Annotated in this window: 23 protein-coding genes; 15 read left to right on the forward strand and 8 right to left on the reverse strand. The window is 65.8% G+C overall.

Translation table 11 applies throughout. The features are described 5' to 3' along the window. The coding region (locus ACI48D_RS08865) for a hypothetical protein (RefSeq protein WP_435570857.1) at window positions 1–241 on the forward strand (241 nt) is incomplete at its 5' end. After that, window positions 238–1,977 carry a diguanylate cyclase domain-containing protein gene (locus ACI48D_RS08870; RefSeq protein ID WP_435570858.1) on the forward strand — a complete coding sequence of 580 codons (1,740 nt, stop codon included), beginning with the start codon at window positions 238–240 and terminating at the stop codon, window positions 1,975–1,977. The genes ACI48D_RS08865 and ACI48D_RS08870, both read left to right, overlap by 4 nt. A gap of 25 nt (window positions 1,978–2,002) precedes the next feature. On the opposite strand, the gene ACI48D_RS08875 is transcribed toward ACI48D_RS08870, so the two are convergent. The 6 genes from ACI48D_RS08875 to ACI48D_RS08900 all read right to left on the reverse strand — a co-directional run bounded on the left by ACI48D_RS08875 (window position 2,003) and on the right by ACI48D_RS08900 (window position 7,442). Beyond that, complete coding sequence (locus tag ACI48D_RS08875; RefSeq protein WP_435570859.1) at window positions 2,003–2,344, reverse strand: DUF1840 domain-containing protein; 342 nt, start codon at window positions 2,342–2,344, stop codon at window positions 2,003–2,005. A gap of 79 nt (window positions 2,345–2,423) precedes the next feature. Next, the gene (locus ACI48D_RS08880) at window positions 2,424–3,977 is read right to left on the reverse strand and encodes a putative ABC transporter permease subunit (RefSeq protein ID WP_435570860.1); all 1,554 of its coding nucleotides are present in this window, start codon (window positions 3,975–3,977) and stop codon (window positions 2,424–2,426) included. Beyond that, on the reverse strand, window positions 3,974–4,708 hold the full coding sequence (locus tag ACI48D_RS08885; RefSeq protein ID WP_435570861.1) for an ABC transporter ATP-binding protein: 735 nt from the start codon (window positions 4,706–4,708) through the stop codon (window positions 3,974–3,976). The genes ACI48D_RS08880 and ACI48D_RS08885 overlap by 4 nt, the downstream gene beginning before the upstream one ends. Then, window positions 4,705–5,223, reverse strand: a complete 519-nt coding sequence (locus tag ACI48D_RS08890; RefSeq protein WP_435570862.1) for a hypothetical protein — start codon at window positions 5,221–5,223, stop codon at window positions 4,705–4,707. Before ACI48D_RS08890 ends, ACI48D_RS08885 begins: the two co-directional genes overlap by 4 nt. A gap of 66 nt (window positions 5,224–5,289) precedes the next feature. Continuing rightward, a complete protein-coding gene (locus ACI48D_RS08895) occupies window positions 5,290–6,807 on the reverse strand; it encodes a YifB family Mg chelatase-like AAA ATPase (RefSeq protein ID WP_435570863.1) in 1,518 nt (505 codons plus the stop codon). A gap of 86 nt (window positions 6,808–6,893) precedes the next feature. Beyond that, entirely contained in the window at window positions 6,894–7,442 is a 549-nt protein-coding gene (locus tag ACI48D_RS08900; RefSeq protein WP_435570864.1) for an AAA family ATPase, read from the reverse strand. Between the two features lie 90 nt (window positions 7,443–7,532). Here ACI48D_RS08900 and ACI48D_RS08905 point away from each other — a divergent pair, with 90 nt between their 5' ends. Beyond that, window positions 7,533–7,847, forward strand: a complete 315-nt coding sequence (locus ACI48D_RS08905; protein ID WP_435570865.1) for a hypothetical protein — start codon at window positions 7,533–7,535, stop codon at window positions 7,845–7,847. A gap of 9 nt (window positions 7,848–7,856) precedes the next feature. Here ACI48D_RS08905 and ACI48D_RS08910 read toward each other — a convergent pair whose 3' ends face one another. Then, a complete protein-coding gene (locus tag ACI48D_RS08910) occupies window positions 7,857–8,108 on the reverse strand; it encodes an accessory factor UbiK family protein (protein WP_435570866.1) in 252 nt (83 codons plus the stop codon). A gap of 305 nt (window positions 8,109–8,413) precedes the next feature. Here ACI48D_RS08910 and ACI48D_RS08915 point away from each other — a divergent pair, with 305 nt between their 5' ends. The 4 genes from ACI48D_RS08915 to gshA all read left to right on the forward strand — a co-directional run bounded on the left by ACI48D_RS08915 (window position 8,414) and on the right by gshA (window position 12,522). Continuing rightward, on the forward strand, window positions 8,414–9,172 hold the full coding sequence (locus ACI48D_RS08915; RefSeq protein WP_435570867.1) for a TorF family putative porin: 759 nt from the start codon (window positions 8,414–8,416) through the stop codon (window positions 9,170–9,172). Between the two features lie 12 nt (window positions 9,173–9,184). Further along, window positions 9,185–9,523: a P-II family nitrogen regulator gene (locus ACI48D_RS08920; protein ID WP_047827009.1), complete on the forward strand. Its 339-nt coding sequence runs from the start codon at window positions 9,185–9,187 to the stop codon at window positions 9,521–9,523. A gap of 10 nt (window positions 9,524–9,533) precedes the next feature. After that, window positions 9,534–11,087 carry an ammonium transporter gene (locus ACI48D_RS08925; protein WP_435570868.1) on the forward strand — a complete coding sequence of 518 codons (1,554 nt, stop codon included), beginning with the start codon at window positions 9,534–9,536 and terminating at the stop codon, window positions 11,085–11,087. A 133-nt stretch (window positions 11,088–11,220) separates the two neighbouring features. After that, a complete protein-coding gene (gshA, locus tag ACI48D_RS08930) occupies window positions 11,221–12,522 on the forward strand; it encodes a glutamate--cysteine ligase (RefSeq protein WP_435570869.1) in 1,302 nt (433 codons plus the stop codon). A gap of 17 nt (window positions 12,523–12,539) precedes the next feature. Here gshA and ACI48D_RS08935 read toward each other — a convergent pair whose 3' ends face one another. Then, the gene (locus ACI48D_RS08935) at window positions 12,540–13,241 is read right to left on the reverse strand and encodes a class I SAM-dependent methyltransferase (protein ID WP_435570870.1); all 702 of its coding nucleotides are present in this window, start codon (window positions 13,239–13,241) and stop codon (window positions 12,540–12,542) included. A 194-nt stretch (window positions 13,242–13,435) separates the two neighbouring features. Between ACI48D_RS08935 and gshB the strand changes: the two genes are divergently transcribed. From gshB to ACI48D_RS08975, 8 genes are read left to right on the forward strand one after another with little or no spacing between them, the layout of a single operon-like run. Next, window positions 13,436–14,383, forward strand: coding sequence for a glutathione synthase (gene gshB / locus ACI48D_RS08940; RefSeq protein WP_435570871.1), 948 nt, complete (start codon window positions 13,436–13,438; stop codon window positions 14,381–14,383). A gap of 4 nt (window positions 14,384–14,387) precedes the next feature. Beyond that, window positions 14,388–14,792 (forward strand): PTS sugar transporter subunit IIA, encoded by a 405-nt coding sequence (locus ACI48D_RS08945; RefSeq protein WP_435570872.1) that lies wholly within the window; start codon window positions 14,388–14,390, stop codon window positions 14,790–14,792. 51 nt (window positions 14,793–14,843) lie between these two features. After that, entirely contained in the window at window positions 14,844–15,113 is a 270-nt protein-coding gene (locus ACI48D_RS08950) for an HPr family phosphocarrier protein (RefSeq protein ID WP_435570873.1), read from the forward strand. Between the two features lie 38 nt (window positions 15,114–15,151). After that, entirely contained in the window at window positions 15,152–16,918 is a 1,767-nt protein-coding gene (ptsP, locus tag ACI48D_RS08955; protein WP_435570874.1) for a phosphoenolpyruvate--protein phosphotransferase, read from the forward strand. Between the two features lie 12 nt (window positions 16,919–16,930). Then, complete coding sequence (metX, locus tag ACI48D_RS08960; RefSeq protein ID WP_435570875.1) at window positions 16,931–18,088, forward strand: homoserine O-succinyltransferase MetX; 1,158 nt, start codon at window positions 16,931–16,933, stop codon at window positions 18,086–18,088. Continuing rightward, window positions 18,085–18,702, forward strand: a complete 618-nt coding sequence (metW, locus tag ACI48D_RS08965) for a methionine biosynthesis protein MetW (RefSeq protein WP_435570876.1) — start codon at window positions 18,085–18,087, stop codon at window positions 18,700–18,702. Before metX ends, metW begins: the two co-directional genes overlap by 4 nt. 60 nt (window positions 18,703–18,762) lie before the next feature. Further along, complete coding sequence (locus ACI48D_RS08970; RefSeq protein ID WP_435570877.1) at window positions 18,763–19,662, forward strand: M48 family metallopeptidase; 900 nt, start codon at window positions 18,763–18,765, stop codon at window positions 19,660–19,662. After that, a complete protein-coding gene (locus ACI48D_RS08975) occupies window positions 19,646–20,581 on the forward strand; it encodes an RluA family pseudouridine synthase (RefSeq protein WP_435570878.1) in 936 nt (311 codons plus the stop codon). The genes ACI48D_RS08970 and ACI48D_RS08975 overlap by 17 nt, the downstream gene beginning before the upstream one ends. Window positions 20,582–20,598: the final 17 nt, after the last annotated feature.

The raw sequence follows: 20,598 nt of genomic DNA on the forward strand, positions 1-20,598 counted from the left end.
CGTGAAACGACTTTGCGCCGATGATAGTGCTGCAACCAGTGTGAAAGTAGGTTATCGTCAGGCTAATTATTCAGCAGAGCCCGCCCAGTTAAGTCTGGGCGGGCTTTTTGCTTTTCTAAGGCTGTTTTCAACTTATATTTGCAAAATCGCCACAAAACCTTATATAGGGAAAGTTTTTGCTGGAGCCAAGAGGTGTGCGTACGGTAGCATTTCGCCTTTGCCATCTTTACCTTCCTTATGACCACCAGCAGCGACGCAATTTTGCAGCCCAAGCGGGCCAAGCATTTCCGCCTTGCCGCATTGATGGTGTCATTTTCCTGCCTGACTGTCGCGATCACGGTCCTGCTGCAGCTCCTACTCGTCGACCATTACGCCATCGCACATGCCTCGGAGCAGGCGAGACTCCGCTTGCAGCAGTTGTCCTGGCAGATGCGCGACTCGCTCGACCGTACCCTTGACCAGGCGGTGCGTGACGTCTATCTGCTGTCGGCCCTTCCGCAAGTGCAGCGTCCCGCCGACCCTGCCGCTGTGCGCCAGATTCTCGAAAACCTGCAGCACTATTTCAGCGATTATGCCTGGATTGGCATCGCCGATCCGAACGGTAAGGTGTTGGCCGCCACCGGCGGCCTCCTGGAAAACCGCGACGTCACCGCCCGGCCGTGGTTCCATACGGGCCAGCAGGGCGTCGTTGCCCATGACTATCATCCGGCCCTCCTGTTGGGACAACTCCTGCCGCGCACCTCCGATCCCTGGCGTTTCGTCGATATCGCCGGACCGATCCGGAATGCCGATGGTACGCTGCGCGGCGTGCTCGCCATTCACCTGAGCTGGTCGTGGGCGCGCAGTCTCGCCCGCGACTTGCTGACGCCGGCGCAGCGGGATATCGGCGCCGAAATCATCGTCGTGCGCAGCGATGGCGTGGTCCTGCTCGGCCCCAACGACATGCTGGAAAAGCGCATCGCGACGCAAAGCCTGACGCTGGCCCAGCAGGGCAAGACCGGCGCCATCACGGAACGCTGGCCGGACGGCTGCGTCTATGTGACGGGATACAGCCAGAGTGGAGGCAGCCGCGAGCACGCAGCCCTGCATTGGGCGGTCCTCGTGCGCCAGACGGAACAGGCAGCAATGGCTTCGGCGCACCAGTTCGAGCACCGTGCACTATGGTTCAGCCTGCTTCTTGCGGCTGTTCTGGCTTGCCTCGCAGCGCTGCTGGCACGCCGCCTCGCAGCGCCCTTGAAGTCGCTGAGCGGCGCCATCGAAGGCATGGCCCAGGCGCCGGACCAGGCGCGGCCGGAAGCGATTCCCCCGATTGGCGGATTCTACGAGGCAGAGGTCTTGTCCGATGCGCTGCGCGGTCTGATTCGCAGCGAACGCCACCATCGTGTGGAACTCGAGGAGATGAACGCGCATTTGGAAGAAACCGTGGCTGCGCGTACAGCGGAACTGCAGGGCCTCCTGATGCGTGACGTCCTGACCGGCCTGCCCAACCGGCGCGCCCTGCTGCAGGCGCTGCCCGAAGCGATGGCCCGTGCGGCGCGACTGGACCGTCCCTGCGCGGTGCTATTCCTCGACATGGACGGTTTTAAACAGGTCAACGACACCCGCGGTCATGAAGAGGGCGACGAGCTGCTGCGCCAGTTCGGCAGCCGCATCCTGACATGTATCCGCCAGACCGATATGGCGGCCCGCTTGGCGGGCGATGAATTCGTGGTGATCCTGGAGATGCTGGGCGGCGAGCCCGATGCAGTCGCCAAGGCCGATTTCCTGCTGAGCCAGCTTACCCGGCCGTTTATCCTGAGCAGCGGCAGCGTGCAGGTGGGAGCCAGTATCGGAGTGGCCCTGCAGATGCCGCATCAGGTGCCGGATCCGGCGCGCCTGCTGGCCCGGGCCGACCAGGCCATGTACGAGGCAAAGCGCAAGGGCAAGAGCAGGGTCGCGACGGCGCCGGTGGAAGCCGAGCCCGTCGCAGTGCGCTAGCGGCGCGCAGGCGTCAAGCGATGATTCAGACGCCCCAGAGGATGTCGCTGCCCTGGTCGCGCGCGGCGCGCAGCATTTCCAGCAGTGGATAGGCGCGGGTCGGGAAGCTCACCATTTCGGCCGGTTCGTGCTCGGCATCTTCGATCTCGCCGGCATGGGCCTTGACGTCCTGCTCGACCTCGTCGGTGGCCTGGTGCTTGCGGCTTTCCTCGATCTCATGTTCGAGCAAGGGCACCGCCTTGGCCGCTTCCGCAGCGGTGATGACACCGCGCTCCGGATCCTTGTCCAGCAGATCCAGGATGCGCATGGCGTGTTCCTGGAACATCAGGACGTTGGGATAGGCTTTGGATTTGAAGGTGATTAGCATAGCTGTCTCGTTCAATTTTTAGTAACCAAACGATAACACGACTCGCGGTAACATGTCGGTGCGCAGGCCCACTTTAGCCTCAGACTCGGCGCCTGCGCATCAGCCAGGCCAGCAACAGGCAAAGCAGTTCGGCCGCGAGCACGCCTGCCGCCATCAAGGCCGTCGAGCCCGCCGATGCGCCGCTCTCCACCGCCAGCGATACCACCAGCCAGCCGAGGCCGCCCCAGCACAGCGTGTTGACGCCCTCGAACACCGTGCACAGGAAGTTTTCCTTGCCGCGCATCTTGAAATCGCTGCGCAGGCCCGGCCGCCCCAGCCAGCCCACGATCAACGCGGCGCTGAGCACCGCTCCCACGACCACGAAGGCGATCAGGAGCCCGGCCAGCGGCGCTCGCACGAGCAGCCACAGCAGGGGCAAGGCGACCAGCAGCAGCGGCGGCATCACCGAGGCCGCCAGCTTGGCCAGCCGGATGGTGCGGCCGGCTGCCGGCGACGAGTGCAGCAGGTCGGGCGCATCCTCGGCCGAGACGATGATCCAGGCCAGCGAGCTGGTGAGCGAACTGCACAGCAGGGCCAGGCCGGCGCCGATCGCCGGGCCTGGTGCGTCGTTCTTCCGCAGGATCAGGAACAGCATCGGCGCCAGATAGACCAGTTGCAGCAGCACCTGGGAGATCAAATGTGGATCGCGTGCGATCAGGCGCCATTCCTTGGCCACGACGGTATCGAACAAGCTGCGGCGGAACCGCAGGCGCAGGGGCCCGGACGGCTTGCCGGCGGCACGCGCGCTGCCGGCCGCCTGTTGCAAGCCGTGCACGAAGAAGCGGTGCGTGCGGCCCACCGTCAGCGCAAACGCCGCGATGCCGAGCAGGGCCATGCCCAGCGTCGGCAGCGGATCGCCGAGCACGGCGCGGCCTGGCAGCCACAAGGGGCTGTCCGGCCCCAGCCACGGCGACTTCGCCATGGTGCGCAGCGTGCGCTCGGCATCGCCCGCATCGCCGCTGTGCGAGAGCATCGAATACGACTGCGACAGCAGGAACAGCAGGGCGCCCGCCACGGCGCTCAGCACCTGCGCCAGCACGCGCGTGCGGCGCGCGCCCAGCAGGCGCACCAGGGCCAGCGTGAGGAGCATGCCGAGGCAGGCCATCAGCGTGGCCGTGGCCACGATCGCTACATACACGCCGACCCAGTGGAACTGCCCCAGTGCCACGCCGACGTGGACGAGCGGCCCGAACAGGAACAGGTAGAGCGCCGCGGCGGCCAGGATCACGCCCAGCAGGCGCACCGTGAAGATGCTGCGCGACGACAAGGGCGAAGACAGCAGCAAATCCAGGTCGCCGCGCTCGAACAGCGCCAACACGCTGGCCCTGAGCGAGGCCGCGAGCATGAAGGTGGCGACGGCGGCCAGCAGTATCGTTGCCGGGATCGCCAGAACCGGATCGATGACGCCCCCCGGCGTGAGCTTGCGCAGGAAGGCAAACGCGGCCACATGCAGCAGCAGCCAGGCGACCGCCCACACCGTCATGCTGCCCCAGCTCATGCGCCGCCGTCCGCCCGCATTGATGGCCGCGCCATACCAGGCCAGCCGCAGTTCGTGGCGCAGCAGCCAGCGGGCCGAGCCGGGCGGTGCCTTCATGCCTGCTCCGTGAGCTGCAGGAACACGTCTTCCAGGCTCCCGCCGTGCGTGCGTTCGCGCAGTTCGGCCAGCGTGCCTTCCGCGATCAGTCGGCCCTGGCGGATGATGCCGATGCGCTGCGCCAGGCGTTCTGCCACCTCGAGGATGTGGGTGGTCAGGATCACGGTGCCGCCCTTGGCCACGTGGGAAACCAGCAGGTCCTTCACCTGGCGCGCAGCAGCGGCGTCGAGGCCGGTCAGCGGCTCGTCCAGGATCAGCAGCTCGGGTTCGTGGATCAGGGCGCCGGCCAGGGCCAGCTTCTGCTTCATCCCGCGCGAAAAGCCTTCGGTCAGCTCATGCGCATGCTTGGTGAGGTCGAGCCAGTCGAGCAGCCGGCGCGCGCGCGGCTCGGCGTCCTCGGGACCGATGCCCCACAGGCCGGCGACGAATTCGAGGTATTCGGTCGGCTTGAGCTTGCCGTACAACAGCGGGTCGTCCGGCAGGTAAGCCATCTTCTGCTTGGCCGCGCCGGGATCGCTGGCCAGGTCGATGCCGAGCACCTCGACCTGGCCGGAATCCGGCGCCAGCAGGCCGGTGACCATGCGCAGCGTCGTGGTCTTGCCGGCCCCGTTCGGGCCGAGCAGGGCGTAGAGTTCGCCGCGCCTGACGCTCAGGTCGATGCCGTCGACGGCCGGGCGGCCGAAAGCCTTGCTCAGGGCGCGCAATTGCAGTGCTGGGGTATCGCTGTTCATAGTTTGAAGGAAGTGAGGAACTGCTCGACCTGCTCAGGCGGCAGGGCGCCCGGCTTGCCGAGCACGATGACCTGGTAGAAGCGCTTGCCGCGCGCCTCGAAATGGCCCACCAGGCGCACCGGCGTGCCATTGCTGTTGCCGGTGGCGTCGACGTCGCGGCTGTTCTTGCCGGGCGCGGCGGCAGCTGTCCGGCTGTTCGCGGTGGCGCCGATGTTACGCATCAGCGCTTCCTGCATCGCCGCCACCGCGGCCTGGGCGTGCGCCTCGTCCGGCGCCTCGGCCGCGCCGACCGCAAAGGTCGCGCCATCGACGTCGGCCGCCGTCATCGTCATGCTGACCTGCATGCCATCGAGGTCGATCGTGCGGGTGAAGCTGGCCGGCTTGACCGGGAACATGATCCGGTAGGGCGCATCCGGACTGGCATAGTCGCGCCAGTTGTATTTCGGGCTGCAGGCGCCGAGCAGGGCGTTGGCCAGCAGGAGGGCAACAGCCGACGACGGGAGACGGATTTTCATGGGACCGATGGTATCAGTGCCCCGCGCCGCCGGCCAGTCCAATCCTTGCTTTTATGTAATCTCCGCCTATGCCTCGACCAGCCCGCGCCGGTACTGGATCGCCTCGGCCACGTGTTCCGGCTGCACCCGCGCGGACTCCGCCAGGTCGGCGACGGTCCGCGCCACTTTTAACACCCGGTGATACGCCCGCGCCGACCAGTGCAGGTGCCGCATCGCGCCGCGCAGCAGCTGCTCGGCGGCGGCATCGAGCGCGCAATGGCGGTCGATTTCGCGGGTCGACAGGCGCTGGTTGGCCTTGCCCTGGCGCGCCAATTGAAATGCATGGGCTTGCGCCACGCGTGCGGCGATGGCGCCGCTGGGCTCGCCGTCGGCATGCGCCGCCATCGATTCCGGCGCCATCGCCGACACCGGCACCTGCAGGTCGATGCGGTCGAGCAGCGGACCCGAGATCTTGTCCTGGTAGCGCAGCACGGCCTCCTGGCTGCAGCGGCACTTGCCGGACGGGTGGCCCAGCCAGCCGCAGGGGCAGGGGTTCATCGCTGCGATCAACTGGAAGCTCGCGGGAAAATCGGCTTGGCGCGCCGCGCGCGAAATCGTGATGTGGCCGGATTCGAGCGGCTCGCGCAGCACTTCCAGCACATGGCGGCTGAATTCAGGGAGCTCGTCGAGGAACAGGACGCCATGATGGGCCAGCGAAATCTCGCCCGGACGCGGCACCCCGCCACCGCCGACCAGGGCCATGCCCGAGCTGGTGTGGTGCGGGCTGCGGAAAGGGCGGCGCCGCCAGCGTTCGATCGAAAAGCGCCCGGCCAGCGACTGGATCGCCGCCGACTCCAGTGCCTCCTCATCGCTCAGTGGCGGCAGCAGGCCTGGAAAGCGCGAGGCCAGCATGCTTTTTCCCGCGCCGGGCGGACCGACCAGCAGCACTGAATGCAGGCCGGCGGCCGCGATCTCGAGGGCGCGCTTGACGTGCTGCTGGCCCTTCACATCCGCAAAGTCGGGATAGCAGGGCGGCGCCAGGGCTGCCGGCGGACGGTGGCGCGCCAGCCGGGCATCGTCGCTCCGGGCAGCGAAGTGCGCGCAGACCTCGAGCAGGGTGCGCGCCGGGTAGATGGCGGCGTCGCTGACCAGCGCCGCCTCGTCGGCATTCGCCTGCGGCAGGACGAAAGCGCGTCCGGCGCCGTCCGGGCTGCGGTGCATGGCGAAGGTCATCGCCAGCGCGCCGCGGATCGGGCGCAGCTCGCCCGACAGCGAAAGCTCGCCGGCGAATTCGTAGCGGTCCAGCGCGTCGCTGGGAATCTGTTCCGAGGCCGCCAGGATGCCCAGTGCGATCGGCAGGTCGAAGCGGCCCGATTCCTTCGGCAGGTCGGCCGGGGCCAGGTTGATGGTGATGCGCCGGTTCGGCAGTTCGAAGCCGGAATTCTGCAGCGCGGCGCGGACCCGGTCCTTCGATTCGCGCACTTCGGCGTCCGGCAGGCCGACGATGGCGAGGCCGGGCAGGCCGTTCGCCAGGTGCACTTCGACGCTGACGGCGGGCGCGTCCATGCCGGCCAGTGCCCGGCTGCGCAGTACTGCAAGACTCATGGCAATCCTGTCGGAATGAAGACTTGCAGATGGTGAGGGCAGGCCGCCACCCTATTGTTGAGAGCGGCCAAACGTGCGGCCGGGACTCAGGCAACCGGGGTTTCGGCGTCCAGTCCGGCAAGGGCGGGGAGGTGCAGCTCGATATTGAACTGCTCGGCGTCCGAAGGCGCGACGAAATAGGCGGTGATGTGGTCGAATTCCTCTTCCGACATCACTTTCGAGCCTGGTGGCTGCTCGATATTGCGCTGTCGTAGCTGGTTCTTGCAGAGGGCGTCCGGCAGGTCGACGAAATGCAGTACATGGTGCGCGCCCGCGGCCTCGAACAAGCTACGGAACCACTGGCGCTGGCGTGGGACGTTGCCGGGAAAGTCGAGTACCACCGAATTGCCGCGCCGGAGCAAGTCCACGATATGCGGCGCCAGGGTTTCCTTGAGTCGCGCCGCACGCTGCAGGTAATCCTCGAAGCTGTGGATGTCGGCCGGATACAGCCGCGACAGCCACGGGTCTTCGCAAATCAGCACCGCGCCCAGTTCGCCTGCCAGTTTCTTCGACAGGGTCGATTTGCCGGCGGCCATTTTCCCGCAAAAGAAATGCAGGGTTGGCGTGGAGGAATTCAGAAATGCGGGATTGCCCATTTTTCTCCCCGATCGAGGTGCTTGTTCAAGGTCGAATCAAGCTTGCGCGAGTATTGCTGGAAAGTCAACAGCCCTGATGGGGAGAAACGGATGACGTATAGTGCCGGGATGCCGAAACTGATCCTGTCCTGCGCCGTGCTGGCGCTGCTGTTCTGCCTGCTGTGCGGGCCGGTGCTCTATGTGGCCTTGCGCTTCAGGCGCAGAGGGGATGTCGCGGCATTGCGGCCGCTGCGCTCCGTCTGGCTGGCGCAGCTGGCGCTGGCCGCCGTCTTCATCTTCGTCGCCGACGATGCCCGGCTGGGCAATCCCGTCGGCGTCATGCTGGGCATCGTCATCGGCGTGAGCCTGGGCGGCGCAGCCGTGTTCGCCCTGTGGCGCCTCGTGCGGCGCCTTGCTGTTCGCTGAACCTGTGCGTTAAACCTTCTGCTCCGCCGCCAGCTTCGCTTCCAGTTCCGCCACGCGCAGTTCCAGCGCCTCGAGCTTGGCGCGGGTCTTGGCCAGCACCTGGGCCTGGATGTCGAACTCTTCGCGCGTGACCAGGTCCAGCTTCGAGAAGCCCTGGGTCATCATGGCCTTGACGTTGCGTTCGATGTCCTTGGCCGGCGAATTCTCGATCGCCTGGTTGATCCTGCCCTGCAGGTCGTTGAAGAAGTTATTCATATCCATCTCTGTCCATAGTGACCGGCGCCGCGCAATCTCGGTGCACCGCCTCGTGCGCACTCTTTTCGTGCGCGCCTCGCTGCGCTTTTCGCTGATTTAGTGCGTGCACCCAAGTGGCGCACGTCCCGCGGCGTCGTTTAAATTTTTTTCAATCCCAGAGTGGGGGCAGGCCCCGGGAATACAAGGCCAGCCGGTCCAATCCGGGGTGGCACGCATCCTGCTAAAGCAACCATACAAGATAAAAAAGCAGGAACGCGAAGTTCTGATTGTAAACCCATCAGGTCCAAAGTTCATTGATGAAGGGAGTTCGTATGAAGCGTCGAAGCAGCAAGTGGCCGCACGCCGTCGTGCTGGCAGCAGGATTGTGGAGCCTGACTACCGGGCTGGCCGGCGCACAGGAACAGGCGCCGGAGCAGAAGCCCGAGCATGAGCTGAGCTTCAATGCGGCGCTGACCAGCGACTACCGTTACCGCGGGGTGTCGCAAAGCCGTCTCGACCCGGCCCTGCAGGGCGGCGCGGACTACGTGCACAACCCGACCGGCCTGTACGTGGGGACCTGGCTCTCCACCATCAAGTGGACCAAGGACGCGGGCGGCAGCGGCAACGTCGAATGGGACATCTACGGCGGCAAGCGCGGCAACCTGAGCGCGGATGTCACCTACGACGTTGGTGGGCTGTACTACTTCTACCCGGACAACGGCCTGCACCCGAACGCCAACACCTTCGAGCTGTACGGCCAGCTGGGCTATGGCCCGGCCTACGTCAAGTACTCGCACTCGCTGACCAACCTGTTCGGCACCGCCGACAGTAAAGGCAGCGGCTACCTCGACGTCGGCGCCAACGTCGATGTCGGCAACGGCTTCACGCTGAACCTGCACGCCGGCCGCCAGAACGTGCGCCACAACGGTTCGCTGTCCTATACCGACTACAAGCTCGGCGTGACCAAGGACCTGGGCGTCTGCTCGGTGGCGCTGGCTTACGTCAAGGCGAATACCAGCAGCTACCGGAGTCCGTCCGGAGAAAACCTCGGGAAGTCCGCGGCGCTGCTGTCTGTTTCAAAAACTTTCTGAAGAGGCAATCGTATGAAAATGATCACCGCCATCATCAAACCCTTCAAGCTCGACGAGGTCCGCGAGGCCCTTTCCGAGATCAATGTCCAGGGTATTACGGTGACCGAAGTGAAGGGGTTCGGGCGCCAGAAAGGCCATACCGAGCTCTACCGTGGCGCCGAATACGTGGTCGATTTCCTGCCGAAGACCAAGATCGAGGCAGCGGTCGACGACGCCATCGTCGACCAGGTGATCGACACCATCCAAAGCGCGGCACGCACCGGCAAGATCGGTGACGGCAAAATTTTCGTCTCCAGTCTGGAGCAGGTAATCCGTATCCGTACCGGCGAGACCGGCAACGATGCGCTGTAAGGGGAAACCGATGATCCGCACAATCACCAAACTGATCGCAGGCTTGAGCGTGGCCGTGGCGCTGGGCAGTTCGCTGCCGGCCATGGCCCAGGATGCCGCCAAGCCCGCCACGCCGGCGGCCACCGCAGCCGCCGATGCAAGCGCCGCTCCCGCCGTGGCCGCTCCTGTCGCCGCTCCGGCAACGGCAGCGGCAACCCCGGCCGCGCCGGCCGCCGCAGCACCGGCTGCCGCACCGACTCCGCAGAAGGGCGACACCGCCTGGATGTTCGTCGCCACCTTGCTGGTGATCATGATGACGATCCCGGGCCTGGCCCTGTTCTACGGCGGCCTGGTGCGCTCGAAGAACATGTTGTCCGTGCTGCTGCAAATTTTCATGATCTTCGCCGTCATCATCGTGTTGTGGTGCATCTACGGCTACTCGCTGGCGTTCACGGAAAACAATGCCTTCATCGGCGGCTTCGATCGCGCCTTCCTGAACGGCATCTGGGATCCGGCCAAGGCCACCTTCGCGACCGCCGCCACCTTCAGCAAGGGCGTGGTGATCCCCGAGTTCATCTATGTCGCCTTCCAGGGCACCTTCGCCGCCATCACCTGCGGCCTGATCGTCGGCGCCTTCGCCGAGCGCGCCCGTTTCGCCGCGGTGCTGGCCTTCGTGGTGCTGTGGTTCACCTTCGGCTACCTGCCGGTGGCCCACATGGTCTGGTTCTGGACCGGCCCGGATGCGATCAAGGATGCGGCCACCCTGGCGACCGAATCCGCGAAGGGCGGCTGGCTGTGGCAGAAGGGCGCGCTCGACTTCGCGGGCGGCACCGTGGTGCACATCAATGCGGCCGTCGCCGGCCTGGTCGGCGCCATCATGATCGGCAAGCGCATCGGCTACGGCCGCGAGCACATGGCACCGCACTCGCTGACCATGACCATGATCGGCGCCTCGCTGCTGTGGGTGGGCTGGTTCGGCTTCAACGCCGGCTCGGCGCTGGAAGCGGGCGACGTCGCCGCGCTGGCTTTCATCAACACCCTGCTGGCGACCGCCGCGGCCACCGTGTCGTGGGTGTTCGGCGAATGGATCACCAAGGGCAAGCCGTCGATGCTGGGCGGCGCCTCGGGTGCGGTGGCGGGCCTGGTCGCGATCACCCCGGCCTGCGGCTTCGTCGGCCCGATGGGCGCGCTGATCATCGGCCTGGTGGCGGGCGTGGTCTGCCTGTGGGGCGTGAACGGCCTGAAGCGCATGATCGGCGCCGACGACTCGCTCGACGTGTTCGGCGTGCACGGCGTGGGCGGCATCCTGGGTGCGTTGCTGACCGGCGTGTTCGCCGCGCCGCAGCTGGGCGGGCAGGGCATCTTCGACTACACGACCAACAAGATGTCGGCCGACCCGTACTCGATCGCCGGCCAGGTGCTGATCCAGGCCGAGGCGATCGGCACCACCATCCTGTGGTCGGTCGTGGTGTCCCTGATCGCTTATAAACTGGTGGACATCGTGATCGGTCTGCGCGTGCCGGAAGAGCAGGAACGCGAGGGACTGGACATCACCAGCCACGGCGAATCGGCTTATCATTCCTGATTGCCGGCCGCATCGTTCGAAGCGCCCTGCGGGGCGCTTTTTCGTTTCCGATGGGATAATTGGCCTTTAAAAAGAAGGGGAGTGCCCCCATGTTGCATTTCCCACATCGCTAAGAAGCCCCAAGGACGTCACCATGGTTCCCCACCTTGCCACAGCCCTCAACGGTCCCCTGCTGGACCTGGAAAAGAAGATCCTCGAAGCCACCCCCGCCATCGAGCGCTGGTTCCGCCTCGAGTGGCAGGAGCATACGCCGCCATTTTATTGCTCGGTGGACCTGCGCAACGCGGGCTACAAGCTGGCGCCGGTGGATACCAACCTGTTCCCGGGGGGCTTCAACAACCTGTCGACCGAGATGCTGCCGCTGACGGTGCAGGCGGCGATGGCGGCGATCGACAAGTATTGTCCGGACGCCCGCAACCTGCTGCTGATCCCGGAAAGCCATACGCGCAACCCGTTCTACCTGCAGAACGTGCAGCGCCTGATGCAAATCTTCCGCCAGACCGGCCTGCACGTGCGGCTCGGTTCGCTGTCGCCGGAAGTGACCCAGCCGACGCCGCTGGCGCTGCCTGACGGGAACATGCTGGTGGTCGAGCCCCTGGTGCGTTCGCCCAACGGCCGCCGCGTCGGCCTGGCCGATTTCGACCCCTGCACGATCCTGCTGAACAACGATCTCTCGAGCGGCATCCCGAGCATCCTCGAGAACGTCCACGAGCAGTCGCTGCTGCCGCCGCTGCACGCGGGCTGGGCGATCCGCCGCAAGAGCAACCACTTCAAGGCCTTCGACGAAGTGGCGAAGAAGTTCGGCAAGCTGATCGACATCGACCCGTGGCTGGTGAATCCGTTGCACAGCAAGTGCGGCGAGGTGAACTTCCAGGAAGACGTGGGCATGGAGTGCCTGGCCGACAACGTCTCGGCCCTGCTGTCGAAGATCAAGAAGAAGTACAAGGAATACGGGATGAAGGACCAGAAGCCCTTCGTCATCGTCAAGCCCGACGCCGGCACCTACGGCATGGGCATCATGACGGTGAAGGACGCTTCCGAGGTCAAGGACCTGAACCGCAAGCAGCGCAACAAGATGTCGGTCATCAAGGACGGGGTTACCGTCAACGACGTGCTGATCCAGGAAGGCGTGCCGACCTTCGAATCGATCAACGACGCGGTGGCCGAGCCGGTCGTGTACATGATCGACCGCTACGTGGTGGGCGGCTTCTACCGCATTCACGCCGAGCGCGGCATCGACCAGAACCTGAACGCGCCGGGCTCGCAGTATGTGCCGCTGGCGTTTTCCCAGCAGCACGCGGTGCCCGATTTGAAGGCCAAGCCGGGCACGGCGGCGCCGAACCGCTTCTACGTGTACGGCGTGGTGGCGCGGCTGGCGCTGCTGGCGGCCTCGCTGGAGATGGAGCGCACGGATCCGGATCCGGAGATTTATTAATCACTGCCGCGTCCCCCCTACGGCTCCTTGCGCGCCATGTAGATGAAATGGGAGCGCAACAGCGGCACCAGCGCTCCCAGCAGCTCCGGCAGCAGCCAGGGCAGGCGTGCCATCGCCCGGCCCAGCGGCGGCGCCAGCACCAGGGTGCGGTAATGGCGCTGCTCGGCGGGCCAGAAGCGCAACAGTTCGACCTCGGTGAGCTTGCGGACGCTGGTGTTGCGCGGACTGCCGTAGCGGACGTCGAACAGCATCGCCCAGCCGCCGGGCTTGAGCACGCGCCACATTTCCGTAGCCAGTTCGCGCCGCATGTCTTCGTCCAGGATCGCCGAGAACACGGCATGTGCGCTGACCAGGTCGACGCTGTTGTCGGCAAAGGCGTCCAGCCGGCCCAGGTGCCAGCGCACCCCGGGCGCCGTGTGCAGGCGCGCGTGGTCGAGCCGCTCCTGCTGCAGTTCGGTGCCGGCCAGGTGGGAAGGCGTGGCGCCCCAGTCGATCAGCTGGCGCAGGAAGGCGCCGCTGCCGCAGCCGACATCGAGCACGCGCACGGCGGACAGGTCGCGGCCCACGGTGCGCGCCAGCAGTCCGGCCAGCACGCGCGTGCGCGCCGCCTCCCGGCTCACGGTGTCCGGCCGGTGCCAGTCCTGGCGCCCCGGCGTGGCGCTGCCGTGCCAGTGGCGATAGACGTGCTTGATGCGTTCCTGCTCGGCCTGCTTGCTCATCGTTGATCTCCCAGGCCGCCCATGATCCGTAAGCCATCTGCGCGCACGCTTGAGAGCCCGCAAATGCCACCCGAATAAGTGCTTTTTTGCCAATGGGAAGTGGCCGGACGGGCAAGGCGGGCGCTTCTGGCCGGCTTTTCGCGAGAATCCGCGTTTCCGGCTAAAATCGATGCATTGTCCCGACTGGAACCAACATGAAAATCGCTTTTCTCGCCGACCCGCTGTCCGGATTCAAGATCTACAAGGACTCGACTTTCGCGATGATGCGGGAAGCGGCGCGGCGCGGCCACCAGGTCTATGCCTTCGAGCAGCGCCACATGGTGCTGGAGCAGGGCGTGGTGACGGCCGACGTGGTCGAGCTCACGCTGACCGGCGATCCCGACGAGTGGTACCTCGCGGGCGAGGCGCAGACCCTGCGCCTGTCCGAGTTCGACGCCGTCATCCAGCGCAAGGATCCGCCGTTCGACATGGAATACGTGTACGGCACCTACCTGCTGGAACTGGCCGAGCGCCAGGGCGCGCGCGTGTTCAACAAGCCTTCGGCGATCCGCGACCACAACGAGAAGCTGGCGATCGGCCAGTTCAGCGAGTTCACCTCGCCGACCCTGGTGACGTCGTCGCCGACCCGGCTGCGCGCCTTCCACGCCGAGCACGACGACGTGATCCTCAAGCCGCTCGACGGCATGGGCGGCGCCGGCATCTTCCGCGTGAAGGACGATGGCCTGAACCTCGGCTCCATCATCGAAACGCTCACCGAGAACGGCACCCGCACCATCATGGCCCAGAAGTACATTCCGGCCATCGTCAAGGGTGACAAGCGGGTCCTGGTGATCAACGGCAAGCCGGCGCCCTTCGTGCTGGCGCGCATTCCGCAGGGCGGGGAAGTGCGCGGCAACCTGGCGGCCGGCGGCGTCGGCGTGGCCCAGCCGATCTCAAGCAGGGAGCGCGAGATCGCGGAAGCGCTCGGCCCGACACTGGCCGAGCGTGGCCTGTTGCTGGTAGGATTGGATGTGATCGGCGATTTCCTGACCGAGGTGAATGTCACCAGCCCGACCTGCTTCCAGGAGATCACCGACCAGACCGGCTTCGACGTCGCGGCGATGTTCATCGATGCCATCGAAGCACAGGTAACCGGAAAATAAAGACATGGTAGGCATTCTGCTGATGACCCACGCGCCGCTGGGCCAGGCATTCATCGCGGCGGTCGCGCACGTGTTCCGCGGCCCGACCGAGCGCTTCGAGGCGATCGACGTGACGGCGGACCAGGACACGAACGAGGTCAACCGCCTCGCGATTGAGGCGATCAAGCGCCTGGACGACGGCGACGGTGTGCTGGTCATCACCGACATCAAGGGCGGCACGCCGTCCAACTGCTGCAATACGCTGGCCGAGGCGGGCCGCGTGGAAGTCATCGCCGGCATCAGCCTGCCGATGCTGCTGCGCGCCATCACCTACCGCCGCGACACCCTCGACGTGGTGGTCGAGATGGCGCTGGCGGGTGCACAGAACGGCGCGGTCCGGGTCGACAACCGGATCCGCGTGGGTACCTGATCAAGTACTTGAGTTGATAAACTGAGTAACGAACGACACTACAACGAGAACATGATTCAACAGGAACTTGAGATTATCAACAAGCTGGGCCTGCATGCCCGCGCCTCCGCCAAATTCACCCAGCTGGCCTCGAAATACAAGAGCGACGTCTGGCTCACCCGCAACGCGCGCCGCATCAACGCCAAGTCGATCATGGGCGTGATGATGCTGGCCGCCGGCAAGGGCGCCAAGGTGACGCTGGAAGCCGACGGCCCGGACGAACAGGAGTGCATCGCGGCCCTGACGGGGCTCATCAACGACAAGTTCGGCGAAGGCGAGTAATGCCGGACTCCCGAGGCGGCCGGTTTCAAGGACCATCGATGGCATCGTTCACACTGCATGGCATTCCGGTCTCGCGCGGGATCTCGATCGGGCGCGCGCACCTGCTCACGCCGGCCGCGCTCGACGTCAAGCACTACCTGGTACCGGAAGAGCAGGTCGAGGCCGAGGTCAAGCGCCTGCAGGACGCGATCGCCGCGGTGCACCGCAACCTGCAGGACCTCTGGACCGAGTTGCCGAAGGACGCCCCGACCGAACTGGGCGCCTTCATCGACGTGCACGTGCTGATCCTGTCGGACCCGATGATCTCGGAAGCGCCGCTCGACATCATCCGCACCCGCCACTACAACGCCGAATGGGCGCTGGTGACCCAGATCGACGAGCTGTCGGCGCAGTTCGACGAGATCGAGGACGAATACCTCCGTGAACGCAAGCAGGACATCCAGCAGGTCGCCGAGCGCGTGCTGAAGGTCCTGATGGGCACCGCCCTGGCCGCGCCGCCCGTGCGCGCCGCAGGCGAGGACGAGTTCCAGCCGCAGATGATCGTGGTGGCCCACGACATCTCGCCGGCCGACATGCTGGCCTTCCGCGACCGCTCCTTCGTCGGCTTCGTCACCGACGTCGGCGGCCAGAACTCGCACACCGCGATCGTCGCACGCAGCCTGGACATCCCGGCTGCGGTCGGCATGAGCCAGGCCTCGCGCCTGGTCGAGCAGGACGACTGGGTGATCGTCGACGGCGATGCCGGCGTCGTGATCTGCAATCCGAGCGCGCTGGTGATGGAGCAGTACCGTGCGCGCCAGGCCATGTTGCTGAAGGCGAGGAAGCGCCTGCTGAAGCTGAAGAAGACCCCGGCGGTGACCAAGGACGGCACCCCGATCACGCTGCTGGCCAACATCGAGCTGCCGGACGACTGCGCGCCGGCGCTGGATGCGGGTGCGGCCGGCGTCGGCCTGTTCCGTTCCGAATTTTTGTTCATGGGACGCGGCGGGATCGGCAATGCGGGCCTGCGCGTGCCCAGCGAGGACGAGCAGTTCGAGCAGTACCGCAAGGCGGTGCTGGCGATGAAGGGCCGCCCGGTCACGATCCGCACGCTGGACGTGGGCGCCGACAAGCCGCTTGACCCGACCGAGCACACGGCGCTGAATCCGGCCCTGGGCTTGCGCGCGATCCGTTACTGCCTGGCCGAACCGCAGCTGTTCCTGACCCAGCTGCGCGCGATCCTGCGTGCCTCCGCCTTCGGCAAGGTGCGCATCCTGATCCCGATGCTGGCGCATGCCTTCGAGATCGACCAGTCGCTCAGCATGATCGCCCAGGCCAAGCAGCAGCTGCGCGAGCAGAACGTCAAGTTCGACGATGGCGTAGAGGTCGGCGCCATGATCGAGATCCCGGCCGCCGCGCTGGCGCTGCCGATGTTCGTCAAGCGCCTGGATTTCCTGTCGATCGGCACCAACGACCTGATCCAATATACGCTGGCGATCGACCGCGTCGACTACGAAGTGGCGCACCTGTACAATCCGCTCCACCCGGCGGTGCTGAACCTGATCGCGATGACGATCGAGGCCGGCCGCAAGGCGGGCATCGACGTCGCGGTGTGCGGCGAGATGGCGGGCGATACCAAGCTGACCCGCCTGCTGCTGGGCATGGGCCTGCGCGAATTCTCCATGCATCCGGCCCAGCTGCTGGCGGTCAAGCAGGAAATCCTGTCCAGCGACCTCACCGTGCTGCAACCACGCACCCGCCGCATCCTGCGCGCGATGGAACCGGCGGCGATTGCCGAGGCCGTCGAGCAGCTGCAAACCCTGTAAAACAAGAACCTCATGGGATCGATCGGAATAGTTTCACCCCAGGCGATGCACTTCGCCGAGCCCCTGCGCCTGCAAAGCGGCGCCGCCATTAGCGACTACACGCTGATGTATGAAACCTATGGCCTACTCAACGCCGACAAGTCCAACGCGGTGCTGATCTGCCACGCGCTGAACGCCTCGCACCACGTGGCCGGCCACTACGCGGGCGAAGCCAAGAGCGCCGGCTGGTGGGACAACATGGTCGGCCCCGGCAAGCCGGTCGATACCGACCGCTTCTTCGTCATCGGCGTCAACAACCTCGGCTCCTGCTTCGGCTCGACCGGCCCGATGCACACGAATCCGGCCACCGGCAAGCCCTACGGCGCAGCCTTCCCCGTGGTGACGGTGGAGGACTGGGTCGCGGCCCAGGCGCGCCTGGCCGAGCGCCTCGGGATCGAACAGTTTGCGGCGGTGATGGGCGGTTCGCTGGGCGGCATGCAGGCCCTGGCCTGGAGCATCATGTTCCCCGAGCGCCTGCGCCACTGCATCGTGATCGCCTCGACGCCCAAGCTGTCGGCCCAGAACATCGCCTTCAACGACGTCGCCCGCCAGGCCATCCTGACCGATCCGGACTACCGCGGCGGCGATTTTTATGAACACGGCGTGGTGCCGAAGAACGGCCTGAAGGTGGCACGGATGGTCGGCCATATCACCTATTTGTCGGATGATGACATGGCGGAGAAGTTCGGCCGCAAGCTGCGCAACGCGTCCGAGAGCGACGACTACAAATTCGGCTTCGGGGTCGACTTCGAGATCGAGTCCTACCTGCGCTACCAGGGCGACAAGTTCTCCGAGTACTTCGACGCCAACACCTACCTCCTGATCACCAAGGCGCTCGACTACTTCGACCCGGCGCGCGAGCATGGCGGCAACCTGGCCAAGGCCCTGTCGGCTACTCGCGCGCAGTACCTGATCGCTTCCTTCAGCACCGACTGGCGCTTCTCGCCCGAACGCAGCCGCGAGATCGTCGAGGCCCTGCTGGCGAACCGCCGCAAGGTCAGCTACGCCGAGATCGACGCGCCGCACGGCCACGACGCCTTCCTGCTCGAGGACGCGCGCTACATGAACATCGTGCGCGCCTACTATGACCGGATCTGGGAAGAAGCCAGCAAGAGCAGGGAGGCCGCATGAAATTCGAAGACCTGAGCACCCTGCGCCCCGACCTTGCCTTCATCGCGCACTGGGTCGGGGAACGCGCGCACGTGCTGGACGTGGGCTGCGGCGACGGCGCCATGCTGCGCTACCTCGAACGCAGCAAGCGTTGCACCGGCTACGGCGTCGAGATCGCCGACGACAAGGTCCTGGAGAGCACGAAGCGCGGCATCAACGTGATCCAGCACGACATGGAACAGGGCCTGGACCTGTTCGGCGACGATGCCTTCGACATGGTGCTGTGCCTGTCCTCGCTGCAGATGATGCAGCATGTCGAGGCGCGCCTGCGCGACATCGTCCGGGTCGGCAAGGAAGCCATCGTGTCCTTCCCGAACTTCGCCTACTGGCCGCACCGGATAGCGCTGCTGAAGGGCCGCATGCCGGTGTCGCGTTCGCTGCCCTACCAGTGGTTCGACACCCCCAACGTGCGCTACGCCACGATCTACGACTTCAAGGACCTGGCCGAGAAATGCGGGCTGGAGGTGCTGGAATACGTGGCGCTGGCCGAGGGCCAGGTCGTGTCCTTCCTGCCGAACCTGCGCGGCAGCCTGGCGGTGTTCCGCCTGCGCAAGAAGGATCTGGTCGTTACCTAACAGTGCGCTCTCATATGCTTGTGTATGATGCGGCGTAATGACAGCGTATCGGAGAGGACCATGACCAAGTTCAAGCAAGCAGTGGCCGTGCTGGCCTTGTGCGGCATCGTGCAGGTGGCCCCGGCCAAGGATCGCGGGCAGCAGGGCCAAGTGGTGCAGGACGGGATCGCGGTCAAGCCGCTGAAAGGCGGCGCTCTGCGCGACCTGCTGGCGCCGGAAGGCGCGATGGACCAGCAGGCCGCCCAACAATACACGGCGCTGCTGGGCCAGGCCCAGCAGAAGGGGGTGCTGGTGCCGCCCGGCGACCCGCAGGTCAAGCGCCTGCGCGCCATCGCCGAGCGCATCATCCCGCATACCACGCGCTGGAACCCGGATGCCCAGCAGTGGAAATGGCAGGTCAACCTGTTGAAATCGGACCAGGTGAACGCCTTCTGCATGCCGGGCGGCCGCATTGCCTTCTTTAGCGGGATTATCGACAAGCTCAAGCTCACGGACGACGAGATCGCCGCCGTGATGGGACACGAGATCGCGCACGCCCTGCGCGAGCACGGGCGCGACCGTCAGGCCAAGGCGACCACCACGGGCTTGGCATCGTCCGCGCTCGGAGCGCTGTTTTCGGCCTGGTCGGGCTACGACGTGCGCGGCCTGGCCAACACGGCGGGCCAACTGTACGTGCTGAAGTTTTCGCGCGACGAAGAGCGCGAAGCCGACCTGGTCGGCCTGGACATCGCCGCCCGCGCAGGCTACGACCCGCGCGCCGGCATCGCGTTGTGGAACAAGATGGCAGCACTGGACCAGAGCGGCGCGCCGATCGACCTGCTGTCCACCCACCCGGGCGGTGCCAACCGCATCCAGCAGATCGAAGATCACATGAACGTGCTGCTGCCGCTATACGCGCGCACCAAAGGCACCTCGGTGGACCGCCTGCCGCCATACCGATCGAATGTCGCGCTTCGTTAGAAAGGGCCACCAGGCCGAAGCCAATGCCTTCGTTCCGCTGCCGGTGCGCGACGGCGTCGCGCCCAGCTACCTGTGGATCACGGAAAGCCGCCCGGGCGGCATGCTGGCCTTCCTCGAGGAGCGTTTTGCCGGCGTCGCCGGCCCGCCCTGGCGCGAGCGCCTGGCGCGTGGCGACGTGGTCGACGCCACGGGCGAGCCGCTGCGGGCCGACAGCCACGTGCGCCAGGGCATGCGTATCTGGTATTACCGGGAACTTGAAGAAGAAACCCCGATCCCGTTCGAGGAAACCATCCTGTTCCAGGACGAGCACCTGCTGGTGGTCGACAAGCCGCACTTCCTGCCGATGATCCCGACCGGGCGCTTCCTGCGCGAGACCCTGCTCGTGCGTCTCAAGCGCAAGCTGGCCCTGCCGCACCTGACGCCGATCCACCGGCTCGACCGCGAGACGGCCGGGGTCGTGATCTTCTCGCACAACCTGGCCACGCGCGGCACCTACCAGTCGATGTTCCAGAAGCGCGTCATCCGCAAGACCTATGAGGCGCTGGCGCCGGCGCTCGAAGGCAGGGAGTTCCCGTTCACCTACCGCAGCCGGATGGTCGACGGCGAGAAGTTCTTCGTGATGAAGAACGAGCCGGGCGAGCCGAATTCGGAAACCGTGGTGGAGTTGATCGAGCGCCGCGGCGATCTCGCGCGCTACCGCCTGCACCCGCACACGGGCCGCAAGCACCAGCTGCGCCTGCACATGGCCTCGCTGGGCGTGCCGATCCTGAACGACACCTTCTATCCGGTGGCGCTGCCCTGCAAGGGCGACGATTTCTCGGCACCGCTGCAGCTGCTGGCGCGCTCGATCGCCTTCGAGGACCCGCTTACCGGTGAAGCGCGCAGCTTCGCCAGCAGGCGGGAGCTGGACTGGCCCTGAGGGCCGGCCTGTGATCG

Origin of the sequence: Massilia sp. LXY-6 (assembly GCF_051233485.1) — a bacterium.
Classification (GTDB): Bacteria; Pseudomonadota; Gammaproteobacteria; order Burkholderiales; family Burkholderiaceae_D; genus Telluria.